We start from the raw sequence: 20,712 nt of genomic DNA on the forward strand, positions 1-20,712 counted from the left end.
CATCATGCAGATCATCAACAAACATTTCATCGTCAGCGGCGCGGCTTCCGGGCTCGGTGCCGCCACCGCACAGATGCTGATCGAGGCGGGAGCCAAGGTCATGCTGGTCGACCTTAATGCCCAGGCCGTCGAAGCCAAGGCACGTGAACTGGGCGACAACGCCCGTTTCGCGGTCGCTGACATCAGCGACGAGCAGGCCGCCAAGGCTGCGGTCGACGCCGCCGTCAGCGCGTTTGGCAGCATTCATGGTCTGGTCAACTGCGCCGGTATCGTCGGTGCCGAAAAGGTCCTGGGCAAGCAAGGGCCGCATGGGCTGGCGAGCTTCGCCAAGGTCATCAACGTCAACCTGATTGGCACCTTCAACCTGCTGCGCCTGACGGCGGCGGCAATGGCCGAGGGCCACGCTGACGAAGGCGCTGAACGGGGCGTGATCATCAACACCGCGTCCATCGCCGCCTATGACGGGCAGATCGGCCAGGCCGCCTACGCCGCGTCCAAGGGCGCCATCGCCAGCCTCACGCTGCCAGCGGCCCGTGAGCTGGCGCGTTTCGGTATCCGCGTAATGACCATCGCCCCGGGCATTTTCGAGACGCCCATGATGGCCGGCATGACCCAGGAAGTGCGCGACTCGCTTGCCGCTGGCGTACCGTTCCCGCCACGCCTGGGCCGCCCGCAGGAATACGCCGCACTGGCCCGCCATATCATCGAGAACAGCATGCTCAACGGCGAGGTGATCCGCCTCGACGGCGCACTGCGCATGGCTGCCAAGTAAGGAGAAATGAACATGACCCTCGCCAACGACCCGATTGTCATCGTCAGCGCCGTGCGCACGCCCATGGGCGGCCTGCAGGGCGACCTCAAGAGCCTGACCGCGCCGCAACTGGGCGCCGCCGCAATCCGCGCCGCCGTCGAGCGCGCCGGCATCCAGGCCACCAGCGTCGAGCAGGTGCTGTTCGGTTGTGTGCTGCCGGCAGGCCTGGGGCAGGCGCCTGCACGTCAGGCGGCGCTGGGCGCCGGCCTGGATAAACACACCACCTGCACCACCCTGAACAAGATGTGTGGTTCGGGCATGCAGGCGGCGATCATGGCCCATGACCTGCTGCTGGCTGGCAGCGCCGATGTGGTGGTGGCCGGTGGCATGGAGAGCATGACCAACGCGCCCTACCTGCTGGACAAGGCCCGCAGTGGGTACCGCATGGGGCATGGCAAGATCATTGACCACATGTTCATGGACGGCCTGGAAGACGCTTACGACAAAGGGCGCCTGATGGGCACCTTCGCCGAGGATTGTGCGCAGGCTGGCGGCTTCAGCCGCGAAGCCCAGGATGCCTTTGCCATCAGCTCGCTGACCCGCGCCCAGGACGCCATCAACAATGGCCGTTTCAGCGCCGAAATCGTCCCGGTAGAGGTCACCGTAGGCAAGGAAAAGCGCGTGATCAAGGATGACGAACAACCACCCAAGGCGCGTCTGGACAAGATCCCGCAGCTCAAGCCGGCCTTCCGTGAAGGCGGTACGGTGACAGCGGCCAACGCCAGCTCGATTTCCGACGGCGCCGCAGCACTGGTGCTGATGCGCCGTAGCGAAGCTGAAAAGCGCGGTTTGAAACCCCTGGCCGTCATTCATGGCCATGCCGCTTTTGCCGATGCCCCGGCGCTGTTCCCTACCGCGCCGATCGGCGCCATCGACAAACTGATGAAACGCACCGGCTGGAACCTGGCCGAGGTGGACCTGTTCGAGATCAACGAAGCCTTTGCCGTCGTCACCCTCGCAGCCATGAAGCACCTCGACCTGCCGCATGACAAGGTCAATATCCATGGCGGTGCCTGCGCGCTGGGCCACCCGATCGGTGCCTCGGGCGCGCGGATTTTGGTGACCTTGCTTTCGGCCTTGCGCCAGAACAACCTGCGCCGGGGCGTAGCCGCCATCTGCATCGGCGGTGGCGAGGCCACGGCCATGGCCGTCGAATGCCTGTATTGAGGTGAACCATGCTGGTAACTGACGAGCAACAACAAATCGCTGATGCTGTCCGTGACTTTGCCCAGGAACGCCTGCGGCCGTTCGCCGAACAGTGGGACAAGGCGCACCGCTTCCCCCGTGAAGCCATCGACGAGATGGCCGCGCTGGGCCTGTTCGGCATGCTGGTGCCGGAGCAGTACGGGGGCAGCGACACTGGCTATGTGGCCTACGCCATGGCCCTTGAAGAAATTGCCGCAGGCGACGGTGCCTGCTCGACCATCATGAGCGTGCACAACTCGGTGGGTTGCGTACCGATCCTGAAGTTTGGCACCGAGCAGCAAAAGCAGCAGTTTCTGACGCCGCTGGCCAGCGGTGCGATGATCGGCGCCTTCGCCCTGACCGAGCCCCAGGCGGGCTCCGATGCCAGCAGCCTGAAGACCCGCGCGCGTCTGGAGGGCGATCACTATGTGCTCAACGGCAGCAAACAGTTCATCACCTCAGGGCAGAACGCCGGTGTGGTCATCGTGTTTGCGGTGACCGACCCGCAAGCGGGCAAGCGCGGGATCACCGCCTTCATCGTGCCCACCGATGCGCCGGGCTACCAGGTGGCGAGGGTCGAGGATAAGCTGGGGCAGCATGCCTCGGACACCTGTCAGATCGTTTTCGACAATGTGCGCGTGCCCGTTGCCAATCGCTTGGGCGAAGAAGGGCAGGGCTACAAGATCGCCCTGGCCAACCTTGAAGGTGGGCGTATCGGCATTGCGTCCCAGTCGGTCGGCATGGCACGTGCCGCGTTCGAGGTGGCGCGCGACTATGCCAAGGAGCGCCAGAGCTTTGGCAAGCCGTTGATCGAGCACCAGGCCGTGGCGTTCCGCCTGGCTGACATGGCCACGCGCATTGCCGTGGCCCGGCAGATGGTGTTGCATGCCGCCGCGCTGCGTGACGCCGGGCGCCCGGCGCTGGTGGAGGCGTCGATGGCCAAACTGTTCGCCTCGGAAATGGCCGAAAAGGTCTGTTCGGATGCCTTGCAGACCCTGGGCGGATATGGCTATCTGAGTGACTTCCCGCTGGAGCGGATCTACCGCGACGTTCGGGTTTGCCAGATCTACGAAGGCACCAGCGACATTCAGCGCATGGTCATTGCGCGCAATCTTTGAAGGAGCAGTCTGCATGGCATTCGAAACCATCCTGTTGGACATCCACGGCAAGGTCGGCCTGATTACCCTCAACCGGCCCCAGGCGCTCAATGCGCTCAACGCGCAGATCGTGGGCGAGATCAACCAGGCCCTGGACCAGCTGGAAAAGGACCCGAACATCGGCTGCGTGGTGCTGACAGGCTCGGCCAAGGCGTTTGCCGCCGGTGCCGACATCAAGGAAATGGCCGACCTCAAGTACCCGCAGATCTACGTCGATGACCTGTTCAGCGATGCTGATCGCGTCGCCAACCGGCGCAAACCGATCATTGCTGCGGTGTCGGGTTTTGCCTTGGGTGGCGGCTGTGAACTGGCGATGATGTGCGACTTCATTCTGGCCGCTGACAATGCCAGATTCGGCCAGCCTGAGGTCAACCTGGGCGTATTGCCAGGCATGGGCGGCACCCAGCGGCTCACCCGCGCAGTCGGCAAGGCCAAGGCCATGGAACTGTGCCTGACCGGCCGCCTGATGGGCGCCGAAGAGGCAGAGCGCGCCGGCCTTGTAGCGCGCATCGTGCCCCAGGCCGAGCTGCTTGAGGAAGCGCTGAAGGTGGCTGCGACCATTGCCAGCAAGTCGATCCCGGTGAGCATGATGGTCAAGGAAAGTGTCAATCGGGCCTTTGAAGTTACCCTCAGTGAGGGCGTGCGGTTCGAGCGTCGAGTGTTCCATGCGGCCTTCGCCACTGAAGACCAGAAGGAAGGCATGAGTGCCTTCATTGGCAAGCGTGAGGCGCAGTTCAAGGATCGCTGAGTGCGTTGTGCTTGCCTTGAGAGGTGGCGCGCTTCTTCTCGAATGCACCCGCCCTCTCAAGGCATGCCCGCCCAGGGCGCCGACCAGCGGATTCTGGTCAATGGGCGTAAATTCCCCCCCAATTGCAGTTGCTCCACGCGACGTGGCGCCTTAGACTGCCGCCCCCTGTAAAAGAGTGCCGGTTGGCGCTTGAAGAATTCCGCTGCCGATGCACTGGCGTCGGCGGCACCCGAATCGCCCAAATGCACATTTTTCATAGAGAAATCGATGACCAAGGAACAGTTGCTGGCCATGTCGGCCGATGACTACATGAACGCTGATCAGCTCGCCTTCTTCTCCGGCCTGCTGCAGTCGATGAAAGTCGAAACCCATGAGCGCATCGAGTTGAGCCGTGCCACCATCGAGGGCCTCGACACTCCGTCGGACCCTGCTGACGTGGCTTCGGTAGAAGAAGAGCGTAGCTGGTTGGTCAATGCCATCGACCGCGACCAGCGTTTGCTGCCGCAGCTGGAAATGGCGCTGGACCGTATCACCGACGAAAGCTTCGGCTGGTGCGATGACAGTGGTGAGCCGATTGGCCTGAAGCGTTTGCTGATCAGCCCGACCACCAAGTACTGCATCGAAGCCCAGGAACGCCACGAGCAGCTCGACCGCCACCAGCGGCAGATCTGACCGAGCGCGGTGCGTGAGCCCCACGGAGTAATCCCTGGGGCTTTTTGCGTTGTTGCGGCAAATGCTGCTGAATTTGTTGCTTGTGGCGTAACACTGCTGTACCGAGATGCGCTGTTTCCAGCCTGCAGGCAGGCGTATCATGGCTTTATCGTTAGGGTGCTAATTAAATTCCGGAGGGGATGATGAATAGCCGAGTCGATGTAGCCGTGATGATTGGCTCTGGGGTGCCTGCCACCTTGCAGGCGCTGGGCAAGCGCATTTGCTGGGTGGTGCTGGTTAATGGCGAGCGCCGCGGTACTGCGTTCGCCACGCGTGACGAGGCGGTGGAGTGCCAGGCGGCCTGGTTGCAGCAACTCAGGAAGGGCCTTGCCGCTTGAAGGCGGTCGCAAGAAATGTTGTTTGCCTCTCGACGGATTTCAGTGTTTTCGTGCATATTCCTTCCCCAGTAATGCGCTGATGGATTTCAGAGCCCGTTTTGTCGGGTGCTCTGCAACTCCCTATAGCATCTTTTCTGGCGGCTTTATTGTCAGGCATTACACTTCCCGCGTTGGGAATTTGCCGAAAGCCTGTACTGAGGCCAGATCTGGCAAGCCAGAGTAAAGAATCCTGCATGCTGCATCGCCAGCAGGCACAGACATCAGCGCATCGCTTTATTACTCTTTTCGCCTATCGCTATGTAATGGCCGTGCCTCACCGAGCGTGTGTGGGGGCGGGATGTAACCGGTTGAGGATCACTTCATTGGCAGTCAGCACTCTTGATACCCACGCCTTGTTCGCCCTGGGCGATTTGCGCGGTAAATTGGCCCAGCTGTTCCAAGGCCGCTTTATCTATGTCACCGAACAAAGTCCTGAAGGCCTGTATATGGCCGAGATCGACACCGAGAGCGCATTGGTGGTCGATGACAAGCAGCGCCTGGAGCTGAAAGTAGGCGATCACTTCCGTGCCGCCGTACTGCCCAGCCGCGAGGGCGGCAAGTTGGAAATGCGCTTTCGTGATATCAAGCTCAACGTCTACGGCGTGGGCGACTATGCCTTTGTTTCGGTGCCTGAAGGCGAGGGCATCGTGCTGCGCGAGGGCCATGGCGTGATGTTGGTCTTTGCTGCGCAACAGCAAGTGCAGGAAGGCCTGGGCAAGCTGCTCAAGGCCGTGACCGGCAAAGTTGCGAAATGGCGCAAGGGTGAGCTGACCACCTTCAAGGCCAGTGAATGACTGACCGCAACGGCTCGCCCGTTTCGCGTGCCGAGTTCCATCAGCAGCACCAGGCGGATGCGCTGGCGCAAGCCGAGCGCCTGTTGGCTCGGCGTGAAGACTTGCAAGGGGCTTGGCTGAACTGGGTAGCCGGTGAGCTGTATCGGCTCGGCCCGCCACCGTATGCCGCCATGGTCCGGCGCGAGCTGCAGCGCCTCAGCCAGGGCTGAGGCTGCACGCTGTCAGTGGCCGCGGTCGCCGCCGCTGCTGACTTCCTCGGGCACCGCTTCTTTCGACATGCGCTTGCGAAACAGCGCAGCCCTGGCCAGCAAGAGCGTGGTGACCGGTACGGTGATCGACAGCAGTATCGGGATCAACCAGGCGTGCAAGATGGGCGCTTCCTTGAGCCACGAGAAGTAGATGATCGAGGCCAGGGCCACGCACCATGCGCCGATAGTCGAGGCCAGCGCGGGCGGGTGCATGCGTTGGAAGTAATCCTTCAGGCGCAGCAGGCCCACGGCGCCGATCAGGGCAAACAGGCTGCCGATCACCAGCAGCGCGGCAGTGACCAACTCCAGCCAGAAGGGCAGTGCTAGCGTTTCGGTCATTCGATCACCTCACCACGAAGCAGGAACTTGGCCAGGGCGAACGAGCCGACAAAGCCGAACAACGCAATCAGCAGCGCACCTTCGAAGTAGGTGTCACTGGCATAGCGAATCCCCAGTACCAGCATCGTCAGCATGGCCAGGATGTACAGGTAGTCCAGCGCCAGGACCCGGTCCTGGGCGGACGGGCCGCGGAACAGCCGGATCAGCGCCAGGGCCATGGCCAGGGCGAAGATGAACAGGCTGGCGAGTACAGCGTTGGCGAGCAGGCCTGTCATTGGAAAATCTCCATCAGCGGGCGTTCATAGGTGGCCTTGAAGTGCTCGATGAAGGCGGCTTCATCCTCCAGGTCGAACACATGCAGCAGCAGGACGCTGCGGTCCAGTGCCAGCTCGGACCAGACCGTACCCGGTACCACCGTGGTGATCATCGAAAGCGCGGCCAGCCCATGGGCATCACGCAGCGCCAGCGGGATGTGCACGAATGCCGAGCGTGGCGGCTGTTTACCGGCGCGCAGCACGCCACGGGCCACCAGCAGGTTGGACACAATCACATCAAGGCCTACCCGGCCAATCAGCTTGGCAATCACCAGTGGGCGCCGCACATGGGCATGCTGGGGGCGTAGGGGTGCCATCAACAGCGGTGCAAGGATGCCGAGCAGGGTAGCGAGCAGCAGGTTGCCGGCGCTGACCGACAGGTTCAGCAGCAACCACAGGCCAAACAGCGACACCGACAGCAGCGGGGCGGGGAACAGACGGTTCATGGCTGCACCTCCACGTCGAGGGAGGTCGGGCCAGGGATCGGTTGGGCAGCCATCACCGCTTTTATGTAGGTGTCCGGCGCCTGCAGGCTGGCAGCCGTGTCCTGGGTGTAGCGCAGCAACGGCTCGGCCTTGAAGCTGAGGATGATGCACAGGCCAAGCAGGATGACGATCGGCAGGCACTCATAGCGACGCAGCACCGGCGAGGGGCGTTCCTCGGGCTTCCAGAAGCGCTGGATACCCACGCGGCCAAAGGCGATCAGCGATGCCATGCCGGACAATACAAGCAATGCCACCAGGCCCCAGCCAGCTGTAGTCAGCGGTTGCTCCGGTGCTATGCCCAGCCCCAGCGGGTTGAACAGCGCACTGATCAGGTTGAGTTTGCCGACGAAGCCCGAAAGCGGCGGCATGCCGATGATCAGCAACGCACAGGCGATGAAGCTCAGGCCGAGGAAGGCCATGGTCCATGGGATGATCTGGCCGATCACGACCTTTTGTTCATCATCGAGGTTGATGCCCTTGGGCGGGTGCAGCGACTCCAGGGGCGAAGGCATAGCGTCTTCTTCTTCATCCAGCGGCACTTCGTTGGCCGAGCGCGAGCGCTCGACCAGCTCGGCGAGCAGGAACAGCGCGCACAGCGCCAGGGTCGAGTTGACCAGGTAGAACAATGCCGCGCCGGTGAGCACCGGTTGGGCAAAACCGACGGCCGCGAGCAGCGTGCCGGCGGAGACCAGGATGCTCAGGGCAGCCATGCGTTCCAGGCGTTGTGCGGCCAATATCGATACGGCGGCCACCGCCAGGGTGACCAGGCCGCCGTAAACCAGCCACTCGCCACCGAAGTGCGCCGAGGCGCCGGCTTGCCCGGAGAACAGCAGCGTCCACAAGCGCAGCACGGCATACAGGCCGACCTTGGTCATGATGGCAAAAAGCGCGGCAACCGGTGCGCTGGCCGAGGCGTAGGCAGGCACCAGCCAGAAGTTGAGCGGCCATATGCCGGCCTTGGCCAGAAACGCCATGGCCAGTATCGCGGCGCCTGCGTGCAGCAAGCCGCGATCGGCCTCCGGCACCAGCGGGATCTTCAGCGCAAGGTCGGCCATGTTCAAGGTGCCTGTCACGCCATAGAGCATCGCCGCGCCCACCAGAAACAACGACGAAGCGAACAGGTTGATGGCGATATAGTGCAGGCCGGCCCTGACCCTTGCGCGGCCCGAACCGTGCAGCAGCAAGCCATAGGAGGCTGCCAGCAGCACCTCGAAGAACACGAACAAGTTGAACAGGTCGGCCGTCAGGAATGCACCGTACAACCCCATCAGCTGGATCTGGAACAGTGCGTGGAAGCTGGCACCGGCGCTGTCCCAGCGGGCGCGGGCAAACAGCAGGGCGCTGAAGCCGATGATGCCGGTCAGGGTCAGCAGCAATGCCGAAAGATGGTCGACTACCAACACGATGCCGAACGGTGCCGGCCAGTTGCCCGGCAGGTACACACCGATCGATTCGGCCTGGCCTTGGGTGCGCACCCACAGCAGCAGGCTGACCGCGATGGCCAGGCCGGCGAAGGTGGACAGCAGGTTCAGTTGCGCCTTGATACGCCGGTGTTTCTCGCCCAGCAACAGCATCACCGCAGCGGTGATGAGGGGCAGCAGGATGGGGGCGACGATCAGTTGACTCATGCCACTCATTCGTCACGCTCCCGGCCATCCACATGGTCGGTGCCGGTCAACCCGCGTGAGGCCAGCAGCACCACCAGGAACAGTGCGGTCATGGCGAAGCTGATGACGATGGCGGTCAGCACCAGGGCCTGGGGCAGGGGGTCGGTGTAGTGCAGCAGGTCCTGGGTCACGCCGTCCTTGATGATGGGCTCCTTGCCGATGAACAGGCTGCCCATGCTGAAGATGAACAGGTTGACGCCGTATGACAGCAGGCACAGGCCCATGATCACCTGGTAGGTCCGTGGGCGCAGGATCAACCAGACCCCCGAGGCGGCCAGTACGCCGATGGCGACTGCAATGACTTCTTCCATCAGGCGGCTCCTGCTTGGCTGGATTTCGACGGGTTGCCCGGGCGGTAGGCGCGCACCGACTGGTGCGCCAGGGCAGTGAGGATCAGCAGGGTCGAGCCGACCACCACGGTGTACACGCCGATATCGAAGAACAGCGCGCTGGCCACGTGCACATCCCCCAGCACGGGCAGGTGCAGGTGTGCCGTGTGCGTGGTCAGGAACGGATAACCCAGCAGCATGGCGCCGACCCCGGTCAGGGTCGCGCACAGCAGGCCGGTGCCCATCCAGCGCAGCGGCCGCAGGCTCATTTGCGCCTCGACCCATTGGGTGCCGGCGACCATGTACTGCAGGATGAACGCCACCGACATCACCAGGCCGGCGACGAACCCGCCGCCAGGCTGGTTGTGGCCGCGCATGAACAGGTACATCGATACCAGCAGGGCGATCGGCAGCAGCAGCCGCACCAGCACCGCAGGCACCATCATGAAGCCCAGCGCGGTGTCTGTGGCGTGACGCGGGTTGATCAGGTCTGTGACCACGTCGGGCGCCAGCTGGCGCTGCTGGGTGGGCAACTGCATGCTCTCCTTGGGCGGGCGGAAGCGTCGCAGCAGGGCGAACACGGTCAGGGCCACGGCGACCAGCACGGTGATTTCACCGAGGGTGTCGAAACCACGGAAGTCGACCAGCATCACATTGACCACATTGGTACCACCCCCTTGCGGCAGGGCGCGGCTCAGGTAGAACGAGGAAATGTCGTTGGGCGTCGGCCGGGTGAGCATGGCGTACGACAGCACCGCCATGCCGCCACCCACCAGCACCGCCAGCAGCAGGTCGCGCAGGCGGCGCATGCGGGCGCGTTCCAGGCTGCCCGGCAGCGGTGATACGCCTTCGATACGGCGCGGCAGCCAGCGCAGGCCGAGCAGGATCAGTACAGTGGTGACCACTTCCACGACCAGCTGGGTCAGGGCCAGGTCGGGCGCTGAGAACCAGACGAAGGTGATGCAGGTCATCAGGCCGCAGACGCTGACCATGATCAAGGCGGCCAGACGGTGGTATTTGGCCTGGTAGGCGGCGCCGATGGCGCAGGCAATGGCGATCAGCCAGAGTGCGACGAACACGCCCGAACCAGGGATTTTCGGGCGCTCACCCCAGGTCAGCCCGCTGTACAGCATGGGCGTGAGGCCGGCCAGGAAGGCCGCCAGTACCAGCATGAACAGCTGCGATTGCAGGCGACGCGTGGTTAGCAAGCCTTCGATTCGGCGGGCCAGCAACATCAAGCGCACCAGGCCGTGCTCGAACAAGCGCTTGCCGTTGAACCGCTCGATCAGTGGTGGGTAGGGGAAGCGGCCCATGCGCAGTTGCTTGCGCAGCAGCAGGTAGAGCACGATGCCGCCGCTCATGGCCACCAGGCTCATGATCAGTGGCGCATTCCAACCGTGCCAGATGGCCAGGCTGTATTCCGGTAGCGTACCGCCCACCACCGGTAGGGCCGCCGCAGCCAGCAACGGGCCGACCGACTGGGCAGGGAAGATGCCGACCACCAGGCAGGTGAGCACCAGCAGTTCGACCGGCGCGCGCATCCAGCGGGGGGGTTCGTGAGGTGTGTGGGGCAGGTCCTGGGCGGTTGGCCCGAAGAAGACATCGACGGTAAAGCGTAGTGCGTAGGCCACGCTGAAGGTACCGGCCAGCGTGGCGATCACCGGGAGGGCGGCTTCGACCCAGGCCGTGGAGCTGATGAACACTGTTTCTGCGAAGAACATCTCCTTGGACAGGAAGCCGTTCATCAGCGGCACGCCGGCCATCGAGGCGCTGGCCACCATGGCCAGGGTGGCAGTGTAGGGCACCAGGCGGATCAGGCCGCTGAGGCGCCGGATATCGCGCGTACCGCTCTCGTGGTCGATGATGCCGGCGGCCATGAACAGCGAGGCCTTGAAGGTGGCATGGTTGAGGATGTGGAAGACGGCGGCGACCGCCGCCAGCGGGCTGTTCAGGCCCAGCAGCAGGGTGATCAGGCCCAGGTGGCTGATGGTGGAGTACGCCAGCAGGCCCTTGAGGTCGTTCTGAAACATCGCGGCAAAGGCGCCGAGCAGCAGCGTGATGGCGCCAGCACCGCCGACGATCCAGAACCACTCCTCGCTGCCTGACAGCACAGGCCAAAGCCGCGCCAGCAGAAACACCCCGGCCTTTACCATGGTTGCCGAGTGCAGGTAGGCAGACACAGGGGTCGGCGCCGCCATCGCGTGGGGCAACCAGAAGTGAAACGGGAACTGCGCACTCTTGCTCAGGGCGCCGATCAGAATCAGTGGCAGCAGCACCGGGTACAGTGCGTGCTGGCGGATAAGGTCACCCGCGGCCAGCACCTTGTCCAGGTCGTAGCTGCCGACCACGTGGCCCAGCAACAAGGCACCGACCAGCAGGCACAGGCCGCCGGCACCGGTCACCATCAGCGCCATATAGGCGCCGCGGCGGGCGTCGGCGCGGTGGTGCCAGTAACCGATCAGCAGGAAGGAGAAAACGCTGGTCAGCTCCCAGAAGAACACCAGCTGGATCAGGTTGCCAGAGATCACCAGGCCCAGCATGGCGCCCATGAACGCGAGGAAGAAGGCGAAGAAACGCGGCACCGGGTCTTGCGGTGACATGTAGTAGCGGGCATACAGCGACACCAGTGTGCCGATGCCCAGTACCAGCAGCGAGAACAGCCAGGCGAAGCCGTCCATGCGCAGCACAAGGTTCAACCCCAGGCTGGGCAGCCAGAGGAATTCCTCGCGAATCACGCCACCGTGGGCGACCTGAGGGTACAGCAGTGCTACCTGGACCGTACCGACCAAGGCGACGAGCCCCGCCAATATGGACTCGGCGTTACGTGCGTTGTGCGGCAGCACGGCTGCCAGGCAACTGCCCACGAACGGCAGAAGCAATAGCACTATCAAGGACATAGCGTTCTATTCTGGAGAGGTTTGCAAGGATCATACGTGCCGATCAGTTGATCACCAACACGCAAGCTGTCGCAGAATCGTACAAATACGCTGTGACAAGGTGTTTTTTTATAACAGTTTTTTACAAAGCATAGCTGGAGTTGGCCGCTTTACAGGCCGGCTTGCTGCTCGCGTTCGGCCTGTGCTTCGCGTGCCTCGGCGTCTTCGCGGGGGCGGCGCACCTTCAGTTCGCTGACCACCACTGCGATCACGATCAGCAGCCCGCCGATCAATGCAACCCCAGGCAGGCGCTCGCCGGCGAGGCGCCCGACGATCCCGGCCCACACCGGCTCGCCAGCATAGATCAGGGTGGCGCGGGTGGGCGAAACCGACTTCTGTGCCCAGTTCATCGCCACCTGGATCACGGCGCTCATGGCGCCAAGCCCCAGGGCACTGGCCAGCAGCAGCCAGGAGAAGTCGGGGATGCGTTCCTGGGTCGGCACGATCATCAGGAACGACAGCAACGAGGCGGTCGCCAGCTGCACCACGGTTACACGGCGCACATCGACCTGGCCGGCATAACGGCTGATCAGGATGATTTCGCCAGCAATGGCGATGGCGCTGACCAGGGTTACCATCTCGCCTTCGCTGAAGTGCAAGGTGCCACCCTCTGGTCCGGCCAGCAGCATCAAGCCGCAGAATGCCAGGCAGATGCCAATGCTTGGCATCAGGCCGGGCCGGCGGCCGAGCACCAGCCATTGCAGCAGCGGCACGAAGGGCACATATAGCGCGGTAATGAAGGCTGACTGGCTGCTGCTGATGGTTTGCAGGCCCATGGTCTGCAAACCGTAGCCCAGCATGATCGACACGCCGATCAGCACGCCGGCCTTGAGCTCGGTAAGCGTCAGCCCCGGCAGTGCACGCGCCGAGACCACCCCCACGAACAACGCCGCCGCAGCGAAACGCAGGCCGACGAAGAACATCGGGCCGCTTACCGTCATCACGTTATGCACCAGCAAGAAGGTGCCGCCCCACAGCATGGTGATGAAGACCAGCACCAGTTCAGCCTTGCTCAGGCGAAAAGAGACGGCAATGTTCGGTTTGCGGGTGGGGTGGGTCATGGTCTTGCACACTCGGAGGGGCCGGCGCACAATCTGCGCAAAGTGGGCAGTATACTGCGCAGCCACGATCAGCGAGCAACAGCGTGCACAAAAATCCCACACACCGCGCCTCGGTGCTGCAGCATGTCAGCCTCAACGTTCGGCGCCTGCGTAACGCAGCCGGTATGAGCCAGTCGGCCTTGGCCGAGCGCTCTGGCGTCAGCCGGCGGATGCTGGTGGCGATCGAGGCGGGAGAGAAGAATGTCAGCCTCACCACCCTCGATCTGATCGGTGAAGCCCTCGGTGTAGCGTTCAGTACCTTGATCCAGGCGCCGGAGCAGCGCGACCCGAGCCGTATCGATGAGCTGGCCTGGGCTGGCGAACATCCGCAAAGCAAGGCAGTGCTGCTCGGTAGCAGCACCGCCCGGCGTGAGGTCGAGCTTTGGGAATGGACGTTGGCGCCGGGCGAGTGCTACCTCAGCGAGGCGGATGCCGATGGCTGGAGCGAGCAGATCTATGTGGCCGAAGGGCAGCTCACACTGGTCATCGAAGACGCCCAGCACCGCTTGCAGGTCGGCCAGTTTCATGTGTTTCCCAGCAACTGCCGTTATGCCTATCGCAACGATGGCGCCGTCGCTGTGCGCTTTGTCCGCAACGTGGTGATCTGACCCTTGTATGAGCGGCCTTGCGTCGCGAAAGGGGCGCAGCTCACAAGCGTCAACCCTTGGGAGGCAACAGGTCGTCGGTCTTCACCACCTTGGCATAGGCAAATGCCAGTGCAGCCATCGCCGAGTCGTGCACATGGGCCGCCGGCACCTGTTTGCCATTGAAATCCAGGGGCAGGGTGGCGCAGGCATCGTGGGCCACGGTCACTTCGTAGCCAAAATCGGCGGCGGCGCGGGTTGCTGCATCGATGCACATATGGCTCATGCTGCCGATGATGGTCAACGCCTGAACCCCATGCTGGTCCAGCGTATCCTTGAGGCCGGTGCCGAGAAACGCATTGACCTTGTGCTTGAGCAGCACGGGTTCACCGGCCACGGGTTCAACCTTGGCATGGATGGCCGCGCCTGGTGACTGCGGCGCGAAGAACGGCGCATCGGCGCTTTCGAATTCATGCCGCACATGCACCACCAGGTCGCCCCGGTCGCGTGCGGCGGACAGCAGCCGGGCGGCGTTGTCGGCTGCCTGCTCGGCGCCGTCAAGGGTCCATTTGCCACCGGGGAAATAGTCGTTCTGGATGTCGATGATGATCAGCGCTTGCTTGCTCATGTTGCCTCCTGCGGCAGTAGTCGTTGAATGAACATAGCGGGTGTACATCGACCTGAGGGTTTGGCGGCAGCGCTTTTGCGTCCAATGACGAAAAAACCACTTGACCTTGACTTAACTTGAGGTTTTACCCTGCTCACCATCACGCTGATAGCGTCCAGAGCAAGGAGACTGTTCATGAGGGCGACGCCTCACTCTCTGTGGTTTACCCAGATGATCGAATATGAAGTGCCGGCCATGCGCCAAGTGGCATTGGCTCAGGCGTTGGTGGCGCGCAGCGAGGAACTGGCAACACGCTGCGAAGGCTTGCAGGGCGTGAGTATCCAGGCCAGTGACGATGGCAGCCGGGTCTTGCAGTACCTGCAATGGCAATCGCGCCAGGCATGGGCGGCGGCTGCGGCTGACTTCGTTGAGGAGCCTTTCCTCGACCTGCTGTGCCAGCATCAGGCGCGCGGCGTCAACTTTGCCGCCTACCAGACATTGCGCAGCCTCGTACGTGGCGCCGATGGTGGCCTGCACTGCCAGGTCGGCGAGCCTCAGGCATACCAGGGCGCGTAGTGCGGGTAGCGGTCCAGGCGCGCGCCTATGACCATTTCGCCGATCCAGGAGGCAAGGATCGAACTGTAGGCTTTCTGGCTCTCTTCGCTGGACAGCGCGTGGTCGGCACCGTCGACGATGCGGTGGGTCAGCGAATGGGCGCTGACGAACGCCGAGCGGTAGCTCATCAGTGTGCTGTGGGGCACATAGTCGTCTTGTTCAGACTCCACGAGTAGTACATCACCACCGAATTCCGCGCACGCGGCCAGGGCACGGTTGTCTGCCGGGCCAAGCTGGCGCTGGCGATAGGCGTTAAGCTGCTGCCGATCAAGGGTTTGCTTGGGGTTATCCCACTCGTCGTCCCAGTACATTGCCGGTACCCGCAGTGCCAGCCATTTCACTGGCCGCAGCCGGGTCAGCAAAGTGGCCAGGTAGCCACCGTAGCTGCTGCCGATGATGGCGATGGCACTGCTGTCCACGGACGGGTGGCTGACCAGGCGGTCGTAGGCGGCCAGCAAGTCGTTGAGGTTCTGTTCGCGGGTGACGGTCAGGCGCTGGCTTTCGGTCTTCTCGTGCCCGCGCAGGTCGAAGGTCATGCACACGCAGCCCAGCCCGGTGATATGCCGGGCGCGGGCCAGGTCGCGTTGCTGGCTGCCGCCCCAGCCATGGACGAAGAGTATGCCTGGCATCTTGCTGCCAGGGCTGACCAGGGTGCCGACGATGGTGTCGTTCTCGACCTGCAGTTCGATGGTCTCACTCTGAATAGTCATGTTCGCGAATCCGTGCATATTTGCTGAGTTGTCCGAGTTCACTGTCGATTCCTTGGTAAAAGAGGGTGGCGTCAGTGGGCAGGTCGGGCGTACCGAACACTTCATGGGTGGAAGCGCGAACCCGTTGCAGGGTGGGGTCATCGGCGAAGGCCTGCAGGGCCAGCAGTTCTGCACTGCTGGCGCCCCCCAGGCGCCAGGACTGCTCAAGCACGCCGCTGCGCACATGGCCTTGGGCGGTGGTGCCGCGCGCGATGTCGTAGTTGCGCCTTGATGCGACGAAGCCCGGGAAGTGCTGCTCGGCCGCCCGTTCGTAGGCCATGGCCTGGTTGATCGCCAGGCGCAGGTGGTCTTCCAATGGCAGTTGCAGCAGTGCCTGATAGTCACCGCGCACCACGATCAGGTCGGAGCCGCCATAAACCTCTGTGCCTTGATGGTCGTGGGTCAGCTGCTGGGTGCCGTGGTAGCTGCAGGTCAGGCCGGCGACCCGCACCTGGCCGACACTGAAGGTCTGTACCTCGCTCAGGTCTTCTTCAAGTACCAGGCCCCACACTGCCAGGGCCTGGTCATCCATGTCGGCCAGCAACGGCTCCAGCGCATCCGCTGTATCGATCACCTGTTGCCCGCGGCCGGCGCAAGCCAACACCGGCTTGATGCGCACTGGGCCGTCGAGCAGCAGCAGGCGTGCCGCAGTGCGGGCATCGGTTTTGCTGAACACGGTGTAGCCCCGCAGCAGCGCATCGCTGGCCTGCAGGGCGAAGGCGTCGGTCCAGCCTGGCGGGAAGCTGGCGTCGGCAGGCAGCGGATGGGAGATCGCCTTGGTCGCCATGTAGGGGTAGGCGACCAGCCCGCCGAACAGGTCCTGCTCGGTACGGATACCCAGCGCGGCATGGCGCTGTGGGTCGATCAGCGTTTCGGTCGGTACATAGTAGTAGCGGTCTGCAGCCGTGGCAGGTGCGGCAGGGTCTACGCGTGGGCAGCCCAGCAGCTGTGCCAGGCCATCGGCGAGCTTGAGGTGGGCGGCATGTTCGTGGTCGGGCGTGTGCTCGCGGGTGTCGAGCAGCACAACGCCGGTTTTCGAGTCGCAGGCAGCGGGCATAGGGGTTGGCCTGTCTGCAATGAATGTACTGTGTGTGAATCCGTCGTTTTGGGGAAGTTCATCGGGATGTGATCGGTGGTCCGCGCGACTCTGTAGGGTCAGCTGTAGGAAACGTCTTGATTGCAGAGGGCGTGCCGGGCATTGCATGCCGTTAGCCGGTCGCCGTGATTGCAGGGCTCGGGTGGCTGTTCCATTATCGACAGCCTGGATTACCCAAGATGTTTCGCAGGAGTGCGCATGAACGTTCAGACCACGATTGAGCAGAGTGTGCCGGAGCGCCTGATGCAGGTGCGTCAGGCAATGGCCGCAGAGGGCATCGATGCGCTGCTGGTGCCATCGGCCGATCCCCATCTTTCCGAATACCTGCCCGGCTTCTGGCAGGGGCGCCAATGGTTGTCCGGTTTCCACGGCTCTGTCGGCACGCTGGTGGTCACGGCGGGCTTTGCCGGGCTCTGGGTCGACAGCCGCTACTGGGAGCAGGCCGAAAACGAGCTGGCCGGCAGCGGCATCGAACTGATGAAGCTGCTGCCAGGCAAGCCGGGCGCGCTGGAGTGGCTGGGTGAGCACATCGCGCCGAAGGGGGCCGTTGCCGTGGACGGTGCCGTCATGGCCCTGGCGTCGGCGCGGCTGTTGGGCGAGCGCCTGAAGGCCCGCGAGGTAAGGTTGGTGACTGACAAGGACCTGCTCGGCAAGGTTTGGCAGGGGCGCCCGGCGTTGCCAAGCAACCCCGTCTATCAGCACTTGCCGCCACATGCGACGCAGAGTCGGGCGGACAAACTCGCCCAATTGCGCGACAGCCTGAAGGCCAAGGGCGCCGACTGGCACTTCATCGCTACCCTGGATGACATTGCCTGGCTGTTCAACTTGCGCGGCAGTGATGTGTCGTACAACCCGGTATTTGTCTCGTTCGCCCTGATCAGCCAGCAGCAGGCGACTGTGTTCGTGGGGCGCGACAAAGTCGATGATCATCTGCGCCATGTGTTGGCGGTAGACGGCATTGAGGTGCGTGACTACGCCGATATAGGTCAGGCCCTGGGTGCGGTGCCCTCGGGGAGCCGGCTGTTGCTCGACCCGGCGCGAGTCACTTGCGGCCTGCTGGAAAGCCTGAGCCCTGGGGTGGAACTGGTCGAGGGGGTCAACCCCACTACCCTGAGCAAGTCGTGCAAGCGTGAGGAGGACCTTGTGCACGTTCGCCGGGTCATGGAGCAGGATGGCGCCGCCTTGTGCGAGTTCTTCGCCTGGCTGGACGCAAACCTGGGCCGGGAGGTCATTACCGAGTTGACGGTCGATGAGCAACTGAGCGCCGCGCGTGCCCGACGCCCCGACTTCGTGTCGTTGAGCTTCTCGACCATCGCGGCCTTCAACGGCAATGGTGCGATGCCTCATTACCGCGCCACCGAGCAGTCCCATGCCACGCTCGAAGGTGACGGCTTGCTGCTGATCGATTCGGGTGGGCAGTACCTGGGCGGTACCACCGACATTACTCGGATGGTGCCGGTGGGCAACCCGACGCTTGAGCAGAAGCAGGATTGCACGCGCGTGCTCAAGGGTATGATTGCATTGTCGCGGGCCACCTTCCCGCGCGGGATCCTCTCGCCACTGCTCGATGCCATTGCCCGGGCACCGATCTGGGCTGATCAAGTGGACTATGGCCACGGCACCGGTCATGGGGTGGGCTACTTCATGAACGTGCACGAGGGGCCACAAGTAATCGCCTATCAGGCGGCAGCCACGCCGCAGACTGCGATGCAGGCGGGCATGATCAGCTCAATCGAGCCAGGCACCTACCGGCCGCGCGAGTGGGGCGTTCGTATCGAGAACCTGGTGGTCAGTCGTGAAGCGGGCAAGAGTGCTTTTGGTGACTTCCTGAATTTCGAGACCTTGACGCTTTGCCCGATCGACACGCGTTGCCTGTTGCCCGAGTTGCTCTCCAGGGAAGAGCTGGCCTGGCTGAACGATTACCACGCAATGGTGCGTGAGCGCCTTGCGCCTTTATTGAAAGGCGAGGCGCTGGCCTGGCTCCAGGCGCGCACCGCGTCGCTGTGATAACCGGCCAATGAAAAGGGCAGCGTTCGCGCTGCCCTTTTCAATTGCGTGTGGTCATCACTTGCAGATGACGATCATGCTGCGGCTGGTATAGCCAGCCGGGTTGATGCCGAACAGGTAGTCGCCTGCTTCTTCGTCGGTATCGCCCGAGCGCGCAATGACCTTGTAGCCACGTGTACTGCAGGATGTCGCGGCCTTGCTGTAGCAGTTGTCCCACGACGAGGAAAGGCCGGAACAATTGATATGCAGGCCTTTCTTACCCCTTTTGACCTCAGTCTTGGCCGTGGCGGCACATCCAGCAATAGCCAAGATGGCCAGGATGAGCAAAATACGTTTCATTCCTGTCCTTAAATGCAGGGCGGAGTAGCCGTCTGGCCCTGTCGTTATCGCTTTGGTTCTTCCTGAAGTTTCCCCAGCGTCCGTGTTCGGTCCAGTAGATAGCGTAAAGATGTTGAAGCTGTGACAGCTTAATCAGCGAGACGGGCCGCTACAATCACTATTCCCGTCACAAATGAAAATATTTCTCATATCAGTCGGCGGCGACGGGTGGGGTGGGCGTCTGTCGCATGGACAGCGTGGTGCCTACCGACGCGACGATGATTGCCAGAATTGCCAGCCATTGGGTGGTACTGAGTACTTCGCCGAGAAACAGCAGGCCAGACAGCGCGCCAAAGGCCGGTTCGATACTCATCAGCGTGCCGAAGGTGCGTGCAGGCATGCGTGTCAGGGCGACCATTTCCAGGCTGTAGGGCAGGGCGGTGGACAGTACCGCGACAGCCAAGGCCATCGGGATTACGGCTGGGGTGAGCAATGCGCTGCCGGCGTGGATTACGCCGATAGGGGCAACGAACAGGGCGGCGACGACTACCCCGAGTGCGGCGCTCTGGATGCCGTGCTCGGCGCCGGCGCGTTGGCCAAACAGGATATACAGCGCCCAGCACACGCCTGCCCCCAATGCGTAGGCGGCGCCCACCGGGTCAAGTGCTTGCCCACCATCGCCTGCCGGCAGCAACAGCAACAAGCCAGCAATCGCGAGGGCGATCCAGAGGAAGTCGATCGGGCGGCGCGAAGAGCAGATCGCCACGGCCAGGGGCCCCGTGAACTCCAGTGCCACGGCAATGCCGATAGGTACCGTCTGCAGAGACATATAGAAGAGGAAGTTCATGCCGCCGAGTGCCATGCCATAGATGATGACATTGCGCAGGGTGTTGGCGGTCATGCGGACACGCCACGGGCGCAGGATCAGCAGCATGATGATGCTGGCGAAGATCAGGCGCAGCGCTGTGGTGCCCTGAGCGCCGATGATAGGGAACATGCTTTTAGCCAGTGACGCACCGGATTGTATCGATGCCATGGCGATGAGCAGCAGGCCAATAGGGAAGAGCGTGGCGGCCAGGCTGCGGGCTTGGGTGTTCATTTATGTGAGGCGATCCTTGAGCAGGCGTGGGTGTGCACTATAGTGCGCACTTGTGGGGCTGCGGGGCAATGGGTTATTGAGTGTAAGGGTGAGGGCCGCGCGCCAATCCCTCAGGAATAACTGGCCCGAAACAAATGTAGGAGCGGCCTTGCGTCGCGATGCGCCGCGCGAGCGGCGCTCGATCTCATAGGCGCCGAAAGGGTAATGGCGGGCACCTGTCAGCCTTGATGCGGTCTTTTTCCCTCTATATGTCACTTTCTTGAAATTAAGGGTTGACGCGGTTTCGAATCCCCTTATAATTCGCCCCACTTCCAGCGTAGTCGGAACGAAAAACTCCTTGAGTTTCAACGAGTTAAATAGTCAAGATGAAGTTTGAAGGGCTTCGATCGAAAGATCGTCAGCGGTTAAGATGGTGGTTGACAGCGCTTCTAAACGA

23 protein-coding genes are annotated in these 20,712 nt (G+C 62.9%); 11 read left to right on the forward strand and 12 right to left on the reverse strand.

The genetic code is table 11. The features are described from left to right. Positions 1 to 4 precede the first annotated feature (4 nt). The 8 genes from NP534_RS06205 to NP534_RS06240 all read left to right on the forward strand — a co-directional run bounded on the left by NP534_RS06205 (position 5) and on the right by NP534_RS06240 (position 5,992). Positions 5 to 772 (forward strand): SDR family NAD(P)-dependent oxidoreductase, encoded by a 768-nt coding sequence (locus NP534_RS06205; RefSeq protein ID WP_274098153.1) that lies wholly within the window; start codon positions 5 to 7, stop codon positions 770 to 772. Between the two features lie 12 nt (positions 773 to 784). Beyond that, on the forward strand, positions 785 to 1,978 hold the full coding sequence (locus tag NP534_RS06210) for an acetyl-CoA C-acyltransferase (RefSeq protein ID WP_274098154.1): 1,194 nt from the start codon (positions 785 to 787) through the stop codon (positions 1,976 to 1,978). A gap of 8 nt (positions 1,979 to 1,986) precedes the next feature. Beyond that, positions 1,987 to 3,114, forward strand: a complete 1,128-nt coding sequence (locus tag NP534_RS06215; protein WP_033700307.1) for an acyl-CoA dehydrogenase — start codon at positions 1,987 to 1,989, stop codon at positions 3,112 to 3,114. A gap of 13 nt (positions 3,115 to 3,127) precedes the next feature. Next, positions 3,128 to 3,901 (forward strand): enoyl-CoA hydratase, encoded by a 774-nt coding sequence (locus tag NP534_RS06220; protein WP_274098155.1) that lies wholly within the window; start codon positions 3,128 to 3,130, stop codon positions 3,899 to 3,901. A gap of 267 nt (positions 3,902 to 4,168) precedes the next feature. Beyond that, the gene (locus NP534_RS06225; protein ID WP_264309455.1) at positions 4,169 to 4,573 is read left to right on the forward strand and encodes a TraR/DksA family transcriptional regulator; all 405 of its coding nucleotides are present in this window, start codon (positions 4,169 to 4,171) and stop codon (positions 4,571 to 4,573) included. 182 nt (positions 4,574 to 4,755) lie between these two features. After that, positions 4,756 to 4,950, forward strand: a complete 195-nt coding sequence (locus NP534_RS06230) for a hypothetical protein (RefSeq protein ID WP_033700301.1) — start codon at positions 4,756 to 4,758, stop codon at positions 4,948 to 4,950. A 362-nt stretch (positions 4,951 to 5,312) separates the two neighbouring features. Continuing rightward, the gene (locus NP534_RS06235) at positions 5,313 to 5,783 is read left to right on the forward strand and encodes a hypothetical protein (protein ID WP_033700299.1); all 471 of its coding nucleotides are present in this window, start codon (positions 5,313 to 5,315) and stop codon (positions 5,781 to 5,783) included. Beyond that, positions 5,780 to 5,992, forward strand: a complete 213-nt coding sequence (locus NP534_RS06240; protein ID WP_274098156.1) for a hypothetical protein — start codon at positions 5,780 to 5,782, stop codon at positions 5,990 to 5,992. Before NP534_RS06235 ends, NP534_RS06240 begins: the two co-directional genes overlap by 4 nt. Before the next feature lie 12 nt (positions 5,993 to 6,004). Here NP534_RS06240 and NP534_RS06245 read toward each other — a convergent pair whose 3' ends face one another. The 7 genes from NP534_RS06245 to NP534_RS06275 form a co-directional block, all read right to left on the reverse strand. Continuing rightward, positions 6,005 to 6,370, reverse strand: coding sequence for a Na+/H+ antiporter subunit G (locus NP534_RS06245; protein WP_274098157.1), 366 nt, complete (start codon positions 6,368 to 6,370; stop codon positions 6,005 to 6,007). Then, on the reverse strand, positions 6,367 to 6,645 hold the full coding sequence (locus NP534_RS06250; protein WP_003259015.1) for a K+/H+ antiporter subunit F: 279 nt from the start codon (positions 6,643 to 6,645) through the stop codon (positions 6,367 to 6,369). The genes NP534_RS06245 and NP534_RS06250 overlap by 4 nt, the downstream gene beginning before the upstream one ends. Continuing rightward, complete coding sequence (locus NP534_RS06255; RefSeq protein WP_274098158.1) at positions 6,642 to 7,130, reverse strand: Na+/H+ antiporter subunit E; 489 nt, start codon at positions 7,128 to 7,130, stop codon at positions 6,642 to 6,644. Before NP534_RS06255 ends, NP534_RS06250 begins: the two co-directional genes overlap by 4 nt. Next, positions 7,127 to 8,806 carry a monovalent cation/H+ antiporter subunit D gene (locus tag NP534_RS06260; protein WP_274098159.1) on the reverse strand — a complete coding sequence of 560 codons (1,680 nt, stop codon included), beginning with the start codon at positions 8,804 to 8,806 and terminating at the stop codon, positions 7,127 to 7,129. The genes NP534_RS06255 and NP534_RS06260 overlap by 4 nt, the downstream gene beginning before the upstream one ends. Beyond that, entirely contained in the window at positions 8,803 to 9,147 is a 345-nt protein-coding gene (locus NP534_RS06265) for a Na+/H+ antiporter subunit C (RefSeq protein WP_003250128.1), read from the reverse strand. The genes NP534_RS06260 and NP534_RS06265 overlap by 4 nt, the downstream gene beginning before the upstream one ends. Continuing rightward, on the reverse strand, positions 9,147 to 12,062 hold the full coding sequence (locus NP534_RS06270; RefSeq protein ID WP_274098160.1) for a monovalent cation/H+ antiporter subunit A: 2,916 nt from the start codon (positions 12,060 to 12,062) through the stop codon (positions 9,147 to 9,149). The genes NP534_RS06265 and NP534_RS06270 overlap by 1 nt, the downstream gene beginning before the upstream one ends. Positions 12,063 to 12,211: 149 nt before the next feature. Continuing rightward, positions 12,212 to 13,162 (reverse strand): DMT family transporter, encoded by a 951-nt coding sequence (locus tag NP534_RS06275; RefSeq protein ID WP_274098161.1) that lies wholly within the window; start codon positions 13,160 to 13,162, stop codon positions 12,212 to 12,214. A gap of 83 nt (positions 13,163 to 13,245) precedes the next feature. Here NP534_RS06275 and NP534_RS06280 point away from each other — a divergent pair, with 83 nt between their 5' ends. Then, positions 13,246 to 13,809: a helix-turn-helix domain-containing protein gene (locus NP534_RS06280; protein WP_274098162.1), complete on the forward strand. Its 564-nt coding sequence runs from the start codon at positions 13,246 to 13,248 to the stop codon at positions 13,807 to 13,809. Positions 13,810 to 13,858: 49 nt separating this feature from the next. Here the strand turns inward: NP534_RS06280 and NP534_RS06285 are convergent, their stop codons facing one another. Continuing rightward, entirely contained in the window at positions 13,859 to 14,413 is a 555-nt protein-coding gene (locus NP534_RS06285) for a cysteine hydrolase family protein (RefSeq protein WP_274098163.1), read from the reverse strand. 174 nt (positions 14,414 to 14,587) lie between these two features. On the opposite strand from NP534_RS06285, the gene NP534_RS06290 reads away from it, so the two are divergent. Then, positions 14,588 to 14,968, forward strand: coding sequence for an antibiotic biosynthesis monooxygenase (locus tag NP534_RS06290; RefSeq protein ID WP_274098164.1), 381 nt, complete (start codon positions 14,588 to 14,590; stop codon positions 14,966 to 14,968). Here NP534_RS06290 and NP534_RS06295 read toward each other — a convergent pair. Together NP534_RS06295 and NP534_RS06300 are read right to left on the reverse strand one after the other, a co-directional pair. Continuing rightward, positions 14,947 to 15,717 carry an alpha/beta hydrolase family protein gene (locus NP534_RS06295; protein WP_274098165.1) on the reverse strand — a complete coding sequence of 257 codons (771 nt, stop codon included), beginning with the start codon at positions 15,715 to 15,717 and terminating at the stop codon, positions 14,947 to 14,949. The two genes, NP534_RS06290 and NP534_RS06295, sit on opposite strands and share 22 nt — an antisense overlap. Continuing rightward, positions 15,701 to 16,813: a DUF3182 family protein gene (locus NP534_RS06300; protein WP_274098166.1), complete on the reverse strand. Its 1,113-nt coding sequence runs from the start codon at positions 16,811 to 16,813 to the stop codon at positions 15,701 to 15,703. The genes NP534_RS06295 and NP534_RS06300 overlap by 17 nt, the downstream gene beginning before the upstream one ends. A gap of 237 nt (positions 16,814 to 17,050) precedes the next feature. Here NP534_RS06300 and NP534_RS06305 point away from each other — a divergent pair, with 237 nt between their 5' ends. Continuing rightward, complete coding sequence (locus NP534_RS06305) at positions 17,051 to 18,859, forward strand: aminopeptidase P family protein (protein WP_274098167.1); 1,809 nt, start codon at positions 17,051 to 17,053, stop codon at positions 18,857 to 18,859. 57 nt (positions 18,860 to 18,916) lie between these two features. Here the strand turns inward: NP534_RS06305 and NP534_RS06310 are convergent, their stop codons facing one another. Both NP534_RS06310 and rhtA read right to left on the reverse strand, forming a co-directional pair. Beyond that, positions 18,917 to 19,198: a hypothetical protein gene (locus tag NP534_RS06310; protein ID WP_274098168.1), complete on the reverse strand. Its 282-nt coding sequence runs from the start codon at positions 19,196 to 19,198 to the stop codon at positions 18,917 to 18,919. Positions 19,199 to 19,388: 190 nt separating this feature from the next. Further along, on the reverse strand, positions 19,389 to 20,276 hold the full coding sequence (gene rhtA / locus NP534_RS06315) for a threonine/homoserine exporter RhtA (protein WP_047583911.1): 888 nt from the start codon (positions 20,274 to 20,276) through the stop codon (positions 19,389 to 19,391). Positions 20,277 to 20,712: the final 436 nt, after the last annotated feature.

Source organism: Pseudomonas sp. 39004 (assembly GCF_028682155.1).
Classification (GTDB): Bacteria; Pseudomonadota; Gammaproteobacteria; order Pseudomonadales; family Pseudomonadaceae; genus Aquipseudomonas; species Aquipseudomonas capeferrum.